The sequence below is a fragment of the Acidithiobacillus sp. genome (assembly GCF_023256195.1).
Lineage (GTDB): Bacteria > Pseudomonadota > Gammaproteobacteria > Acidithiobacillales > Acidithiobacillaceae > Acidithiobacillus_A.
The window spans coordinates 51182-65755 of the sequence record NZ_JAGDWX010000010.1 but is presented as its reverse complement, the minus strand read 5'-3'; the positions used below and the strand labels follow the sequence as shown (position 1 = coordinate 65755).

Genomic DNA, 14574 nt, shown 5'->3' with positions numbered 1-14574 from the left:
ACCGGATGGCCGGCGGCGTGCGCGCCCCGGGTTTCAGGAACGATCCACTGCCAGCACCTGGAGCAGACGCTTTGGGGCCTTGCGCGCCCAGAACCAACCCAGGATCAGACTGCCCGTGAGGGTGGCGGCGAATGCCAGCACCGCCAGGCCGACACCGCCACCGGGCCAGGGTGAGACGGTCCCCCAGAGGACGGCGAGCAGGAAGGGAATGGTCAGCACCGCAAGACCCAGACTCATCCAGCTCCACGGGTTACCGGCGCGAAAGAGACAGCGCGCCGCCGCCAGGTTGGCGAGACTGTAGAGCAGCACGAAGCTGAGGCCTGTAAAGGTGCCGAAGATATCGACGAGCTTCAGCACCCGAAAGTGGCCCAGCGCCACCGTCGCAATGCCTGCGAGTACCACGGCAGCGAGCAAGGCGAGAGCGAAGCTGGGTGTGGCGTGGCGCGGATGTCGGCGCGCCAGCGCCGCCGGCAGGACGCCGCGCTCCGCCATGCCGGCAAAGATACGAGAGATGCTGTTGAAGGTGGCGATGGTGGCGGAGAAGGCGGCAGCGGCCATGGCCAGGTCGCTGGCGATGGCGAGCTCCGGTAGTCCCAGCGCGCGGGCGATGTGCGACAGCGGCGCGTTGCTGTCGGCCAGGGTCTGCCCGAGACGGGCGAAGGCCAGAGTCTCCACATAGGCCATGAAGACGAAGAAACCGCCCACCAGCAGCACACTGCTGAGCATGATCCGGGGAATGCTCTGCGGTCGCCGCGCTTCGCCCACCAGATTGCCGGCCGTCTCGAAGCCACCGTAGGCCAGCAGGGAGAGGACCAGCGCCTGCAGGAAAGGCCGCAGCCGCCACTGTCCCCAATCCACCTGCGCGGGGTCGCGAAAACCAAAGTGCCACAGCACCCAGAAGGCAAGCAGCAGAATACAGGCCAAGGAAAAGAGCTCGATCCACAAGCCCCAGCGGGTGGAGAGTTCTGCGCCTCGGCGCGCCAGGTACCAGGACACCCCCGTAAAGACCAGCGCGATCAGTATCTCCGTGGGAAAAAAGGGTAGGGGGACGAGAATTCTCAAGGCCTCGGCCAGGAAGAGTCCGCCCAGCAAGGGTGCCGCCAGCAGGGCACCACCGTAGCCGAGTACCATGCTGAAGCCTGCGACCAGCCCGGCCACGGGGTGCAGACCGCGGGCAAGATAGGAGAACAGAGAAGCCCCGGACGGAAAATGGCGGGCCAGGATGCCCATCTGCCAGGCGACTCCAAGCATCAGCAGGCCCGTCACCAGATAGGCAAGCCAGGTGAAGGCGCCGCCGTGAATGGCCACCAGAGCGACGGTAACGGCTGCCATGGCCGAGGGGGTGATGTTGGCGACGGCATGTCCCCAGACTTCGCGGCTGCTGACGGTGGGAGTTTTCCTTGTTTCCGTGACCAAAATAACTCCTGGGTGGCGGTGTTGCCCGTCACTGGGACGGATCGAGGCCGCGGTCATCGATGGTGGATGCGAGAACACTCGGCGCGGCGGGCATAAAAAGAGTCTGCTATGCTGTTTTTCAGGTGTTCAGTCCATTGCAGGTTCAGCCATGTACCATAGAATCCTTCTGGCGGCGGACGGTAGCGCCGCCTCGGAGGCTGCTGTACGCCAGGCCTTTGCCCTTGCGCAGACCTCGTCGGAGCCTTTGCATGTCGTTACCGTGGTCGATGTCTTCGGCGCCTATTATGCCACACCCGAATCCATAGTCTTCCTGCAAAACGAAGGTCACAAACTCCTACAAAGCTTGCAGCACCGTGCTCAGTCGGAGGGCATCTCGGTGGTGACGCGTCTGTTGGAAACCGATACCGGCGGCAAGCATATCAGCGACCTCATCCTGGCCGAAGCCGAGCGCATGCACGCGCAGCTGATTATCCTGGGAAGCCATGGCTGGCGTGGAATGCGCAAACTGCTCATTGGTAGTGTCGCGCAGACCGTTTGCCAAGCGGCTCATTGTTCCGTACTGATTGCCCGCCAATGAGCGCGGCTGGGACGGACATTGACTCGAGCAATTCAGAGAGCGAGACGGCAGTTCCGCACCGCTGGGCCATCACGGTGGCGGTCATGACCGCCATCGTGATGAATGTCTTGGACATTACCATCGTCAATGTGGCCCTGCCGCACATGGAGGGCTCCCTGCGTGCCAACAGCAATCAGATCACTTGGGCCTTGACCACCTATATGCTGGCTATGGTCATCGTTACGCCCCTGACAGGACTGTTGGTAGAGCATTTCGGACAGCGGCGGCTGATCCTCGCCAGCGTCGCCGGTTTCCTGCTGTGTTCGGCCTTGAGCGGGCAATCCCACAGCCTCCCGGAGATTGTCCTGTGGCGCTTCTTCCAGGGAGTTTTTGGCGCCTCGCTGGTGCCTGTGGGACAGGCGATCCTGGTAGAGAGCTATCCTCGCTCCCAGCGGGGCATCGCCATGGCGACCCTGGGCATGGGGACCATGCTCGGGCCCATTCTCGGTCCGGTGCTGGGCGGTTATCTCACAGAAGATCTATCCTGGCGGTGGTGCTTCTATGTCAACCTCCCCATCGGCGTCATCGCTCTGATCCTGCTGTTCTTTTATGCGCCGGATTTCGGTCGGAGTGAGCACCCAAGCCCCCTGGACTGGCAGGGACTGCTGTGGATGACCCTGGGTCTGGGTGGTTTGCAGCTGATCCTGAGCCTTGGCGATCAGGATGACTGGTTCAGCTCCCGCTTCATCGTCGCAACAACGGTGGTCGCAGCTCTGGCCTCCCTGCTTTTCGTTGTGCATAGCCTGTCCGTGTGCAGCCCGGTGGTCAACCTACGCCTCCTGGCCGATCGCTCGCTCACCCTGGGCAGTATCGGTATAGGACTCTTCGGACTTGCACTCTACGGTACCATGGTGGTGCTGCCCATCTACCTGCAGAACTATATGGGTTATGAGCCGCAGACCGCCGGGCTGGTGATGGCGCCCCAAGGTATCGGTTCGTGGATCTCCATGTGGGCCGCGGGGCGCTTGCTGAACCGCGGCGCGAGTCCACGTCTGATGATCATTGCGGGAGTGTTCCTGGGCAGCCTGGGCACATGGCTCAGCCTGAGCTATGACCTCGATATCAGCCCTGCCTGGATCATCTGGCCCGGAGTCATTCGTGGTCTGGGTCTCGGCTTGATCTCTATCCCGCTCTTCACCTTGGCCTTCACTACCCTGAGCAAGGCGGATACACCGGCGGGATCGGGTATCTTCAATCTGATGCGCAATCTGGGAGGCTCCGTTGGCATCGCCATCGTCTCCACCATCCTTACCGAACAGGCTCAGGTGGCTTGGAATCAGATGGGTGGCCACATTTCCCTCTTTGCCCCTGCAGTCCACCATTATCTGCACGCCGTGGGCCTGGCCCAAGGACCTTTGGCTTGGCAGGTCCTGGGCATGGAACTGGAGCGTCACGCGGCCATGCGCGGTATTCTCGATGCCTTCTGGTTTTTGTTGGCGAGCTTCCTGGTGGTGCTGGTCATCGTCCTGTTCATGCCCGGCAAAGAGCCGAATCCAGAAAAGGGTCGTCTGTCCTGATGTTGGCGACAAGGCCAGAGAGCCATGCTAGCTCGGGGTAGTCTTGATCCAGGGCCGGGGACTACAATACCCGGATATGCCAAGGTCTGCGGGTCAGCGTGTTTTCACCCCGTTGGATTTGGGGTGACAGTGCGGGCCAGGTGTGCATAAAAGGAGCATGGGAATATGGCCAGTCGGAAAAGAACCCTTGCGGGACTGTTGCTCATCGCTGTGCTGGCAGGCGCTCTGGTGTTCTGGCTCACACACCGCTCGTCCGCGTCCGGCAACCGCCTGACCATCTACGGCAATGTCGATATCCGCCAGGTTCAGGCGGCCTTTGACGATAATGGCCGGGTCCAGCATCTGCTGGTGCAGGAAGGAGATCGGGTGCGGGCGGGGCAGCTCTTGGCCGAGATCGATCCGGTGCGTTTCCAGGATGCCGTGGCTCGGGACCAAGCAGCGGTGGCGGCGCAGGAGCAGGTGCTCGCCAAGCTGCTGGCCGGTACCCGACCGGAGGAGATTGCGGAGGCCCGTGCCGATCTAGCGGCGGCAACGGCCACTTTGCACAACGCCGAGCTCGTCTGGCGACGGCAGAAGGCGCTGGCCGCGGACCGCTACGTGCCCAAGCAGAGTCTCGACGACGCCGCGGCGGCCCTGAAGGGCGCCCGCGCCAAGGTCGAGCGGAGCCGACAGGCTTTGGCTCTGGCCATCCGCGGTCCGCGCAAGGAGGACATCGCCGCCGCCCGGGCGCAGTTGGCGGCCGATCGCGCGGCTTTGGCCCTGGCCCAGCGGCAACTGCAGGACACCAAGCTCTACGCACCCGCCGATGCCGTGGTGCAGGATCGTATTGTCGAGGTGGGGGATATGGTCTCGCCCAGCACACCGGTGTTCAGTCTGGCGCTGGACAATCCCGTCTGGGTGCGGGCCTACCTGCCGGAAAAGGCCCTGGGCAAGGTGCGCTTGGGTATGCGCGCCGAGATCGAGAGCGATTCCTTTCCTGGCCAGCGCTTTCCCGGCTGGGTAGGATTCATTTCGCCGACGGCGGAGTTTACGCCAAAGACGGTGCAGACGACGGAGCTGCGCACGGAACTGGTCTACCGGGTGCGGGTGTATGCCTGTAATCCCGATCATCGCCTGCGTCTTGGGATGCCCGTGACGGTACAGATTCCCCTCGTGGACAATCGGCCGGAATCGTTGCCCGAGCATCCCTGTGGCCGTGACCACTGAGGCCTCCAGCCCCTTGCAGTTGCGCGCCGTGGTCAAGACCTTTGCCCGCGGCAAGGATGCCGTGCACGCCCTGGACGGGGTCGACCTCGAGATAACTGCTGGAAAGGTGACGGGTCTCCTGGGCCCCGACGGCGCCGGCAAGACCACCTTGATGCGCCTGGCCGCTGGTCTTTTGCGGCCAAGCTCGGGTTCGGTGACGGTGCTGGGTCGGGACCTGGGCAGGGGTGCCGGGTCGCTCCAGCAAGCTATCGGTTATATGCCGCAGCGTTTTGGTCTCTATGAGGATCTCAGCGTCCAGGAGAATCTGGATTTGTACAGCGACCTGCAGGATCTGGATCCCAAGGCGGCCCGGCAAAGGCAACAGGAACTGCTGGAGCTGACGGCCCTGGGCCCCTTCGGCAGACGCCGCGCCGGTGATCTGTCTGGCGGTATGAAGCAGAAGCTCGGACTCGCCTGTGCCCTGCTGCGTGCCCCCCAACTGCTGCTGCTGGATGAACCGACGGTGGGGGTCGATCCCATTGCCCGCCGCGAGCTCTGGCAGATCGTCGACGCCCTGCGCCGGCAGGGTACGACGGTACTCATGAGTACGTCCTACTTCGATGAAGCGGAGCGCTGTGATGAGATCCTGCTGCTCAACGCCGGCAAGATCCTGCAGCAAGGACCCTTGCCACATTTTACTGCGCCCTTGCGTGGCCGTTGTTTTCTGGTGCGCCATCGAGGTCTGCGCCGACGCCTCCTGCGTGAAGCCCTCCAAGGTCGTGCCGGTGTCCTGGATGCGCGGATCACGGCGGCTGGGGTTCGTGTCTTGAGTGGGCAAGGCCAGCCGTCGGCGCAGCCGGGTGAGGAGTGGCAGGCGGTGGAACCGGCTTTTGAGGATGCCTTTGTCGCGCTGCTGGGGAGGGTGCAGGAGGGCGGTGCCACGAATGCGTCCAAGACACCGGAGCAGGGTGCGGTGAAGCCTGCGGAAAAAGCCATCGGTAGGGCGGGCGACGGCGATACCGCGGTGGTGGAGGTACACGATCTGCGTAAATGTTTCGGCAGCTTCGAGGCGGTGAGGCAATGCAGCTTTACGGTGCGTCAGGGCGAGATCTTTGGCCTTTTGGGGGCCAATGGCGCTGGCAAGACGACGACCTTCCGGATGCTCTGCGGCCTCCTGCCAGCGTCGAGCGGCAGCTTGAAGGTGGCGGGTGTGGATATGCGTCGTGCGACCAGCGCGGCGCGTGGGCGCATCGGCTATGTGGCGCAGAAGTTTGCGCTCTATGGGAATCTCAGCGTCGACCAGAACCTCGCCTTCTTTGCCGCCGCCTACGGCCTGCGCGGCGGCCATCGGCGTATGGCCATCGCCAACGCGCGCGAGGAATTCCAGCTTGCCGCCTACGGTGCCGTCAATGCCGACGACCTACCCCTGGGCATCAAGCAGCGCCTGGCTCTGGCCTGCGCCCTCCTGCATGAGCCGCCCATCCTTTTTCTGGACGAACCCACCTCGGGTGTGGATCCCCTGGCGCGGCGGGAGTTCTGGCAGCGCATCAATGCGTTGGCCGCACAGGGGGTGACCATCCTCATCACCACCCATTTCATGGACGAGGCAGAATACTGCGACCGCTTGGTGCTGATGTCCCTGGGGGAGATCCTGGCGCAGGGCAGTCCCGCGCAGCTGCGCCAGCAGGCGCGTACGGCCGAGCAGCCCGAGCCCACCATGGAAGAGGCGTTCATTCGTCTCATCGAGGAGCACGAACGCGTGATTCGGAGGGCCTCGTGAATTCCCGCCGCCTGCGCGGACTCATCCGCAAGGAATTCATCCAGATACGGCGCGATCCCTCGGCCATCGCCATTGCTTTTTTCATGCCGGTATTTCTGCTTTTCCTCTTTGGCTATGGGGTCTCCCTGGATGCCCGGCGGGTGCCCCTGGCCGTCGTCGTCGATCAGCCGACGGCCCAGAGCAGTACCTTGGTCGCGGGTCTGGAGCATTCCCCCTATTTTCGTCCGCGCCATTACGCCAGCATTCAAGAGGCACGCACCGCACTGCTGCGGCGACAGGTGGACGGCATCGTCTGGCTGCGTGCGGATTTCAGCCGGCGGCTCCTGCGTGGACAGAGCCCGGACATCGGCGTCTTTGTGAACGGCGTCGATGCCAACAACGCCCGCATTGTCGAGGGCTACCTCCAGGGAGTGTGGCAGAACTGGCTGCAACAGCGGGCTCTGGCCGCGGGTACGCCGCTGCTGGTGCCCGTGGACGCCAAGGATCGCGTCTGGTTCAATCCGGCGCTGCGCAGCCGGGACTATCTGGTGCCGGGGCTCATCGCCGTCATCATGACCCTCATCGGTGCCCTGCTCACGGCCTTGGTCGTGGCGCGGGAGTGGGAGCGTGGCACCATGGAGGCGTTGATGGCCACGCCGGTGCAGATGGCCGAGATCCTCCTCGGTAAGCTCATTCCCTATTTTCTCATGGGTATGGGGGGGATGCTCCTGTCCGTGGCCCTTGCGGTCTGGCTCTTTGCCGTGCCGCTGCGGGGGAGCTTCTGGGTCCTGTTGCTCAGTTCGGCGCTTTTTCTGCTGGTGGCGCTGGGAATGGGCCTGCTCATCTCCAGCGTTGCCCGCAATCAGTTCGTGGCCGGACAGATCGCCATCATCGTGACCTTCCTGCCCGCTTTCATCCTGTCGGGCTTCATCTTCGATATCCAATCCATGCCCGCCGCCATCCGCATCATCACCCACCTCATTGCCGCGCGCTATTACGTCAGCCTGTTGCAGACGCTGTTTTTGGCGGGGGATATCTGGCCCATCGTGCTTTGGAACAGCCTGGCCCTGGGGCTCATGGCTCTATTCTTTCTGGGGATCACCTTGCGCCGATCCCATAAAAGGCTGGACTGATGCTGGCACGAGTATGGGCTTTGGTGATCAAGGAGTTTCTGGCCATCTTGCGCGACAAGAAGAGCCGCTTCGTGCTCATCGGTCCGCCTTTGATCCAGCTGCTGGTGTTCGGCTATGCCGCGACCTTCGATCTCAACCACATTCCCTATGCGGTATACAATCAGGACCCCGGTTATGCGTCGCGGCAGTTGTTAGGCTATTTTCAGGGCTCGACGGCTTTTCGGCAGGTGGCGACCGTGACGGACGAGGGGCAGATTGCGCCGCTCATCGACGACGAAAAGGTGCTCCTGGTCCTGCAGATCGGGCCGCGCTTCACGGAAGATCTGCTCCGCCATCGACCGGCTCCGGTGCAGGTACTCATCGACGGCCGCAACTCCAACACCGCGACCCTCGCCTTGAATTATGTCAACTCGGTGTTGCTGCGTTTTGATCAGCGCTGGGCCGCCGACCACCACTGGGGCAAGCCCCCGGCGCAACTGCTGGTACGGGCCTGGTTCAATCCCAATCTGCTGTCGCGCTGGTTCATCGTGCCCGGAATCGTCGCCCTGCTGATGCTGGTGGTGACCCTGCTGGTGACGGGGCTCTCGGTGGCGCGGGAGCGAGAACAGGGGACCTTCGATCAGCTGCTGGTGACGCCCATGACGCCGGCGGAAATCCTCCTGGGCAAGGCCCTGCCGGGAATATTCATCGGCGCCCTGGAAGGTACCTTCATCGCCCTCGTCGCCGTGTTCTGGTTCGGCGTACCCTTGGTTGGCAGCATCCTGGCGCTGGCATTGGGGATGCTGCTCTTCCTGCTGGCGGCAGTGGGTATCGGGCTGATGATCTCGTCCCTGGCGGTGACTCAACAGCAAGGCTTGTTGGGAGCGTTTCTGTTTTTGGTGCCCGCCATCATCCTGTCGGGTTTTGCCACCCCCATTGCCAATATGCCGGAGTTGGTACAGGACCTCACCTTGGCCAACCCCATGCGCTACTTTCTCGTGATTGTGCGCGGCGTATTCCTGCAGGGGGATTCGATCCCGGAGCTCTGGAGTCAGTACTGGCCGCTGGCGATCATCGCAGGGCTCAGTATGACGGCGGCGGCGTGGCTATTCCGCCATCGCTTGCAGTGAAAGCCGCTTGGGGGCGGCGGGACCGGACACGACAGCAGCCTCTGCAGAATACGGCGGATGTCGGTTTTTCCCGGCGGTTCTCCTTGACCTTGATCGTATTCAAAAAGCAAAAGCAGACCTGCGCTGGCTGCTGCCGTCGGCACTTACCAAGAGCTGCTGCAGCCGATGCTGGTGAACAGTGGGCTGCAACGGTTCTGGATGAAGGTGTGGTCCATGCGGTTGTGCTGAGGCCTGGGCCAAAGATACAGGGTTGAGGCCTGCAGCAGCGGGTAGCGATAGGGGTGCTCGCCAATCATCTGGATACGTATGCCGCGGAGATACCCGATGACCGTGATCTGGCGCCCTTTGCGGTAGCGGACGGGATCCAGCGCTGCGGAGGTACAGGCGATGAAGCGACCGCTATCGCCGGTATCGCCACCGATCTGCGGTTTGCCCAGGCGGTCGAGGGGATAACTCAGCACGGTGAGGCAGGTCTCACCGGATACCTTGCTGCTCCCGATGATCGTTCCGCCCCAGCGCAGAACTTGGGTGCTGGTAGCCGCGGTCTGCGCCTCCTGTGGCGTGATGGATGGGTAGCGGCCTGCCACAGGCGTCAGAGCGGAACAGGCGCTCAAGGCCAAGGAAGCAAGCACTGCAGGGGGGAGGACCAAAAACTTCAGCCGAGCATGCATACGCGTCTCCCTGAGCAAGGGGATGGACTCCGCCGTCGCCAAGCTGCCTGCAGACTCTTGGTTCCAGTCGCAGGCCCCTGCGCTACGGCGCCAAGCTGGCGGCGTTTGTTATCCGTTTCATGCTTACACTCTTGATTATAGTACGGGGCGCAGGGAAGGTCACAGCGTGGCTGTGGGCCCCGGCAGCTTCCGCCGGCTCCACGGAGCTCTCCCGAAGGGCGAATCCGCCGTCATCGTTCCGAGGGAAAATAAGATGGCGTCCCCAGGGGGGTTCGAACCCCCGTTACCGCCGTGAAAGGGCGGTGTCCTAGGCCGCTAGACGATGGGGACCGGACATGAGCGCCAGACTATACAAAGAAAAGGCACGATGGGCAATAGGCTTCTCTCACCCGGTATCCGTGGCAAATCGCTGTGCCAAGGAACGTCGGGTAGGCGATACGAACGCTGAGGAACCCCGGGAGAGAATCCACACCTGCTTATAAAAAGACTACAGGATATTGTGATATTGGGTTATATCACCGGATGGGTGGTGCATTTACCCGATCCTTTCTCTGTCAAGCCCGTACTGAGAGCAAGAATCAAGATCTTGGCGACGATCCTGCCATGGAACAGTAGTTGCTTATAGTCTGGTGCACCTTGATGTGTACTGTAATACCGCAAACGACAAACAAGGAGTGACCCATGTTACTGGAAAACACCATGCCAGTGCTCCTCAGTCGTCTGGACTTTGCCTGGATCACGTCCATGCACATTCTCTGGACGCCGCTGACCATCGGTATGTCCTGGCTGCTCTTCGTGTTGGAGATGGCCTGGCTCAAGACCGGTGACGAGCGCTGGTACAAGCTCAATCGCTTTTTCGAGAAGATCTTCATCATCAACTTCGGTGCCGGTGTGGCCACCGGTGTGACCATGGAGATGGCCTTCGGCATCCTCTACGGTCCCTTCTCCCAGGCCGTAGGACCCTTCTTCGGCAATATCCTGGGCTTTGAGACCATCACCGCCTTCATGTACGAGGCGGGCTTCATCGGCCTCATGGTCTTCGGCTGGGGCAAGGTCAGCAAGGGCATGCACGCCTTTGCCACCTTCAACGTCGGCCTGTCCTCGACCCTGTCCGCCATGTGGATCCTGGTGGCCAACTCCTGGATGCAGAGTCCCAACGGTGTGGTTCTGAAGAACGGTCTCTTTCAGGTGACCAACTGGTGGAACGCCATTCTCAATGAGAATTTCACTTGGGGCTTCCCGCATATGTGGGTGGCGACGGTGGAACTGGCTCTGTTCATCTTTGCGGCCGTGTCTGCCTGGTTCGTCCTGAAGAATCGCAACGCCGACCTCTTCACCAAGTTGCTGAAGCCGACCCTGCTCGCGCTGCTCATCGTTACGCCCATCCAGATCTTCATCGGCGATACCCTGGGACGTGACGTAGCGACGACTCAGCCCACTTCTCTGGCAGCCATGGAGGGGCATTATCACACCTACCTTCCCAATGGCCAGGTCAATACGGGCTGGCACCTCATCGCCTTCCCCAACGCCAAGAACGACGGTAACAGCTTTGCTATCACCATTCCCCACGTCTTGAGTCTATTGGAGACGCATACCTGGAACGGTAAGGTGACCGGACTGGACAGTTTCCCGGCCAAGGATCGCCCCGATGTCTGGGTGCCGTTCTATTCCTTCCGGGCGATGGTCGCCATCGGCTTCTTCCTGTTCTTCGTGGCGCTGTGGGGCAATTGGTTGCGTCTGCGTGGGCAGTTCAACGCTCAAGCCCTGCGCAAGCACCCCTGGTTCCTGCGTTCGCTGGTGTTCTCGGGTTTCCTGCCTTACCTCGCCATCTGGTGCGGTTGGTGGACGCGTGAGATCGGACGTCAGCCTTGGGTGGTCTACAACCTGATGCGGACTTATCAGGGCGTGAGCCATATGTCCGTGGGACAGGAGATTTTCTGGTTCGCGGGCTACATCGTCTTCGAGCTCGTGGTCTGGAGCGGCGCCTGGTACTTCTTCAGCCGGGTCATCGCCAAGGGTGTGGACGATATCGCACCCTCCGATACCCTGTTCCATCACCCCGATGCGGGAGAGGCCGATGCGGGTCAGGCAGGTGGCGGCTTTGCCAAGCCCACTTTTGCCAAGCCCACTATGGATAAGAGTCTCTAAGCAGTAACGCATTGGTGCCAGACTGGGGCGGCTTTGCCGCCCCCTCTGACCGGAGAAAAATCTATGTTTGATATCGCCAGAATTTCCAGTTCGTTGTCCACCTGGTGGTGGCTCATTCTGTGTCTGATGTTCCTACTGTATATCGGTCTCGACGGGGCCGACCTCGGTGCCGGAATTTTTGCCCTCTTTTCCAAGGATGAGGAGGAGCGGGGTGCCATCATGGCATCCATGGCCGGGTTCTGGGACGGTAACGAAACTTGGCTCGTGGTCGCCGGCGGCGTGCTCTTCGGCGCTTTTCCGTCGGTGTACGGATCGGCCTTCAACTATCTGATGATTCCTTTGATGTTTGCGCTCTGGGGGGTCATCTCCCGCGCCGTCGCCTTCGAGTTTCACATCCACGCCATTGGTTCCAAGCGCTTCTGGGGCTGGATGTTTGCTCTGGGCAGCCTGTTGGCCCCCTTCGGTGCCGGCGTGGCCCTGGGTGCGGTCCTGCAGGGATTCCCCATGAAGCACGGCATCGCTGCAGAAAATGTCGCCGGTGCGCACGCTCTGGCCTTCGATATGGTGCCGCACTACTCGGGCACGGCGCTTGCCTTCCTGACCCCCTTCAGCATCTGGACGGGTTTCGGTGCCGTCATCGCCGCCAGCCTTGCCGGTGGCCTGTATCTCTGTGCCCGCTTTGTCCCTGGTGATGCCATCCACGAGCGCGCCAAGAAGTGGACCAGCGCCTTTTCCCTGCTGGCTCTGGGAGGCATCGTCATCACCTTGATCTGGTCCTACGCTATCTTCCCCTGGGCGGCAGCGAAGTGGACCGGTCCCGATTGGTGGGTCTGGCTGATCTGGTTCGTGGTAATCCTGGGCTTTGCCTACAAGTCCATGATGGCCCACGCCAATCAACGGGATTTCGTGGCCCTGCTCTGGGGTGAGGGCGTGGTGGCGCTGATGTGGTTTGCCATGTGGGCGACCATGTTCCCCTATATCGTACCCAACACCTGGACCATTCAGGCAGCTGCCAATCCCGCCGACTCCTTGGCGGTGTTTACCCTGTTCATGACGGGCTTTGTGCCGGTGATGATCATGTACAACTGGTATCAGATCTGGGTTTTCCGCGGTCGCTATACCAAAAAGGCGATGTACGCGGGACACTGAGTCCTTACGTCCTGTCTCCGCTCGGCTCCGGGTGGAGCAGGATCCTTTCTGTGGAGTGACAACGATGCAGTTAACGAGATGGATACCGAGCCGCGATACTCCCCACACGGTCATAGCCAGCAATACCGTGGAAGAAGTGCTGGATGCGCTGGAGGAAAAGCATGAGGTGGTGAACGGACAGCTGCAGGATCTCCTGCGCCACATGGACGCTGCCCACCCCGACGAGTTGTTGGATCGCGTGTTGGCGGTGGACAAGGAGATGCGCAAATACCGCCGCTTTTTCACGATCCTCAAAGACCATCTGCTCCAGGGAGCGGATCGTCACGGTTTGAGCGGCGGCGCCTGCTGAGTCGACGCCCGTTGTGGGGGTACGCTGTTTTCCCTCTCGGCCGCGGTGCTCAGCCGCCTTCCGTCTGCCGGCGGATGGTCTCCCAGGCGGCAAGGGCGGCCTCCCGTGCCTGGTGGTGGTCCACCAACGGTCGTGGATAATCCTTGCCCAGGGTGACACCGGCCTTTTCCAGGACCGGCGCGGGGGCCTCCCAAGGCGCGTGGATGTGGGCCGTGGGCAGTTGCCGCAGCGGCGGTAGCCATTTGCGGATGTAGTCTCCGTCCGGATCGAATTTTTCTGCCTGCAGGACGGGATTGAATACCCGAAAATAGGGTGCGGCGTCGGCGCCGCAACCCGCCACCCATTGCCAGGATGCGCTGTTGTTGGCGAGATCCGCATCCACCAGGGTATCCCAGAACCAGGCCTCGCCTTCCTGCCAGGGAACACGCAGATCCTTGACCAGGAAACTCGCCACGATCATCCGCACCCGATTGTGCATCCAGCCGCTTTGCCAGAGTTCGCGCATGCCCGCATCGACGATGGGGTAGCCCGTCCGTCCTCGCTGCCAGGCGCGCAGTGCCGCGGGGTCGTCACGCCAGGGAAATTGCCCAAACTCCGGGCGCAGCGGCTCTCGTGGCAGATCCGGAAAGTGGTAGAGCAGGTGCCAGGAAAACTCACGCCAGCCGAGTTCTCGCAGAAAAGCCTCGATATGGCGGTGGCTACCGGGCTGCTCCTGAGCGAGATCGCTGAAGTGCCACCAGATCTGACGCGGGCTGATCTCGCCGTGGGCAAGGTAGGGCGACAGACGCGAGACGTAGGGTTTGCCCGGCAGGTTGCGACCCTCGGCATAGTGTGTGAGCCCTTCGTCCACGAAAGCGTGCAGCCGCTCCCAGGCCGCCGCTTCCCCCACCCGCCAGTGCGCTGCCAGAGACAGGGACCAGTCGGGATGACGCGGCTGCCATCCCCAATCCGCGAGGTCCTCGCTCTTGGGTGTGTCGGCGGGGGCGACGCACGGCGCGGGCTCGGGCAGCGGTCGGGCAAATTGATGGCGGGCCAACATGGCCTTCCAGAAGGGGGTAAAGACGCGGTAGGGCCGACCCTCGCGCAAGTGTTCCCAGGGCTCCACGAGAAGGTTGCCGACAAAGGAGCGGACCTCGATACCCATCGTCTTCAGGAGACGCTTGAGCTCCTCGTCTTCGCGCATGCCCTCGGGGTCGTAGCGACGATTCCAGTAGACGGCGGCGGCGCCTGTGCTGCGGACTATCTCGGGCAGGATCTCCCGAGCCTGGCCGCTGCGCAAGACGAGGGGCAGACCGCGCTCGGCGAGTCGAGCCTTGAGGATCTGCAGGCTATTGCCCTGCCACCAGCGCCAGGCCAGGCCGCTCTGGTCGGCAGTACTACGCAGGTAGACGGGCAGAATCGGGCCTTTCTGGGCGGCGTGCCAGAGTGCCGGGTGATCGGCCAGACGCAGATCGTTGCGAAAGAGGACGAGGGTGAGGGCGGTGGGATGGGACATCGCGCGGCTCCGCTGGGAACATGGCCC

At 62.2% G+C, this 14574-nt stretch carries 12 protein-coding genes and 1 tRNA gene; 9 read left to right on the top strand and 4 right to left on the bottom strand.

What is annotated here, in order from left to right:
- Nucleotides 1-33 precede the first annotated feature (33 nt).
- Nucleotides 34-1416 (bottom strand): APC family permease, encoded by a 1383-nt coding sequence (locus Q0C23_RS01275; protein WP_291510562.1) that lies wholly within the window; start codon nt 1414-1416, stop codon nt 34-36.
- 148 nt (nt 1417-1564) lie between these two features.
- On the opposite strand from Q0C23_RS01275, the gene Q0C23_RS01270 reads away from it, so the two are divergent.
- The 6 genes from Q0C23_RS01270 to Q0C23_RS01245 all read left to right on the top strand — a co-directional run bounded on the left by Q0C23_RS01270 (nt 1565) and on the right by Q0C23_RS01245 (nt 8735).
- A complete protein-coding gene (locus Q0C23_RS01270) occupies nt 1565-1993 on the top strand; it encodes a universal stress protein (protein ID WP_291510561.1) in 429 nt (142 codons plus the stop codon).
- Nucleotides 1990-3549: an MDR family MFS transporter gene (locus Q0C23_RS01265; protein WP_291510560.1), complete on the top strand. Its 1560-nt coding sequence runs from the start codon at nt 1990-1992 to the stop codon at nt 3547-3549. The genes Q0C23_RS01270 and Q0C23_RS01265 overlap by 4 nt, the downstream gene beginning before the upstream one ends.
- A gap of 165 nt (nt 3550-3714) precedes the next feature.
- Nucleotides 3715-4755: an efflux RND transporter periplasmic adaptor subunit gene (locus Q0C23_RS01260; protein ID WP_291510559.1), complete on the top strand. Its 1041-nt coding sequence runs from the start codon at nt 3715-3717 to the stop codon at nt 4753-4755.
- Nucleotides 4739-6514 carry an ATP-binding cassette domain-containing protein gene (locus Q0C23_RS01255; protein WP_291510558.1) on the top strand — a complete coding sequence of 592 codons (1776 nt, stop codon included), beginning with the start codon at nt 4739-4741 and terminating at the stop codon, nt 6512-6514. Before Q0C23_RS01260 ends, Q0C23_RS01255 begins: the two co-directional genes overlap by 17 nt.
- Nucleotides 6511-7626, top strand: a complete 1116-nt coding sequence (locus tag Q0C23_RS01250) for an ABC transporter permease (RefSeq protein ID WP_291510557.1) — start codon at nt 6511-6513, stop codon at nt 7624-7626. Before Q0C23_RS01255 ends, Q0C23_RS01250 begins: the two co-directional genes overlap by 4 nt.
- On the top strand, nt 7626-8735 hold the full coding sequence (locus Q0C23_RS01245; RefSeq protein ID WP_291510556.1) for an ABC transporter permease: 1110 nt from the start codon (nt 7626-7628) through the stop codon (nt 8733-8735). The genes Q0C23_RS01250 and Q0C23_RS01245 overlap by 1 nt, the downstream gene beginning before the upstream one ends.
- Before the next feature lie 143 nt (nt 8736-8878).
- On the opposite strand, the gene Q0C23_RS01240 is transcribed toward Q0C23_RS01245, so the two are convergent.
- Both Q0C23_RS01240 and Q0C23_RS01235 read right to left on the bottom strand, forming a co-directional pair.
- Nucleotides 8879-9406: a Slp family lipoprotein gene (locus Q0C23_RS01240; RefSeq protein ID WP_291510555.1), complete on the bottom strand. Its 528-nt coding sequence runs from the start codon at nt 9404-9406 to the stop codon at nt 8879-8881.
- Between the two features lie 254 nt (nt 9407-9660).
- Nucleotides 9661-9736 (bottom strand) — tRNA-Glu (locus Q0C23_RS01235).
- A 351-nt stretch (nt 9737-10087) separates the two neighbouring features.
- Here Q0C23_RS01235 and Q0C23_RS01230 point away from each other — a divergent pair.
- The 3 genes from Q0C23_RS01230 (at nt 10088) to Q0C23_RS01220 (ending at nt 13052) form a co-directional block, all read left to right on the top strand.
- On the top strand, nt 10088-11554 hold the full coding sequence (locus Q0C23_RS01230; protein ID WP_291510554.1) for a cytochrome ubiquinol oxidase subunit I: 1467 nt from the start codon (nt 10088-10090) through the stop codon (nt 11552-11554).
- Nucleotides 11555-11617: 63 nt separating this feature from the next.
- Complete coding sequence (locus tag Q0C23_RS01225; RefSeq protein ID WP_291510553.1) at nt 11618-12703, top strand: cytochrome d ubiquinol oxidase subunit II; 1086 nt, start codon at nt 11618-11620, stop codon at nt 12701-12703.
- Nucleotides 12704-12767: 64 nt separating this feature from the next.
- The gene (locus Q0C23_RS01220) at nt 12768-13052 is read left to right on the top strand and encodes a hypothetical protein (RefSeq protein ID WP_291510552.1); all 285 of its coding nucleotides are present in this window, start codon (nt 12768-12770) and stop codon (nt 13050-13052) included.
- A 49-nt stretch (nt 13053-13101) separates the two neighbouring features.
- Here Q0C23_RS01220 and Q0C23_RS01215 read toward each other — a convergent pair whose 3' ends face one another.
- Nucleotides 13102-14547, bottom strand: coding sequence for a deoxyribodipyrimidine photo-lyase (locus Q0C23_RS01215; RefSeq protein WP_291510551.1), 1446 nt, complete (start codon nt 14545-14547; stop codon nt 13102-13104).
- Between the last annotated feature and the right edge of the window lie 27 nt (nt 14548-14574).

Coding starts and splice junctions, on each gene's coding strand:
- Q0C23_RS01230 (WP_291510554.1), top strand. CDS start 10,088: ATGTTACTGGAAAACACCATGCCAGTGCTCCTCAGTCGTCTGGACTTT.
- Q0C23_RS01240 (WP_291510555.1), bottom strand. CDS start 9,406: ATGCATGCTCGGCTGAAGTTTTTGGTCCTCCCCCCTGCAGTGCTTGCT.
- Q0C23_RS01245 (WP_291510556.1), top strand. CDS start 7,626: ATGCTGGCACGAGTATGGGCTTTGGTGATCAAGGAGTTTCTGGCCATC.
- Q0C23_RS01270 (WP_291510561.1), top strand. CDS start 1,565: ATGTACCATAGAATCCTTCTGGCGGCGGACGGTAGCGCCGCCTCGGAG.
- Q0C23_RS01220 (WP_291510552.1), top strand. CDS start 12,768: ATGCAGTTAACGAGATGGATACCGAGCCGCGATACTCCCCACACGGTC.
- Q0C23_RS01265 (WP_291510560.1), top strand. CDS start 1,990: ATGAGCGCGGCTGGGACGGACATTGACTCGAGCAATTCAGAGAGCGAG.
- Q0C23_RS01225 (WP_291510553.1), top strand. CDS start 11,618: ATGTTTGATATCGCCAGAATTTCCAGTTCGTTGTCCACCTGGTGGTGG.
- Q0C23_RS01215 (WP_291510551.1), bottom strand. CDS start 14,547: ATGTCCCATCCCACCGCCCTCACCCTCGTCCTCTTTCGCAACGATCTG.
- Q0C23_RS01260 (WP_291510559.1), top strand. CDS start 3,715: ATGGCCAGTCGGAAAAGAACCCTTGCGGGACTGTTGCTCATCGCTGTG.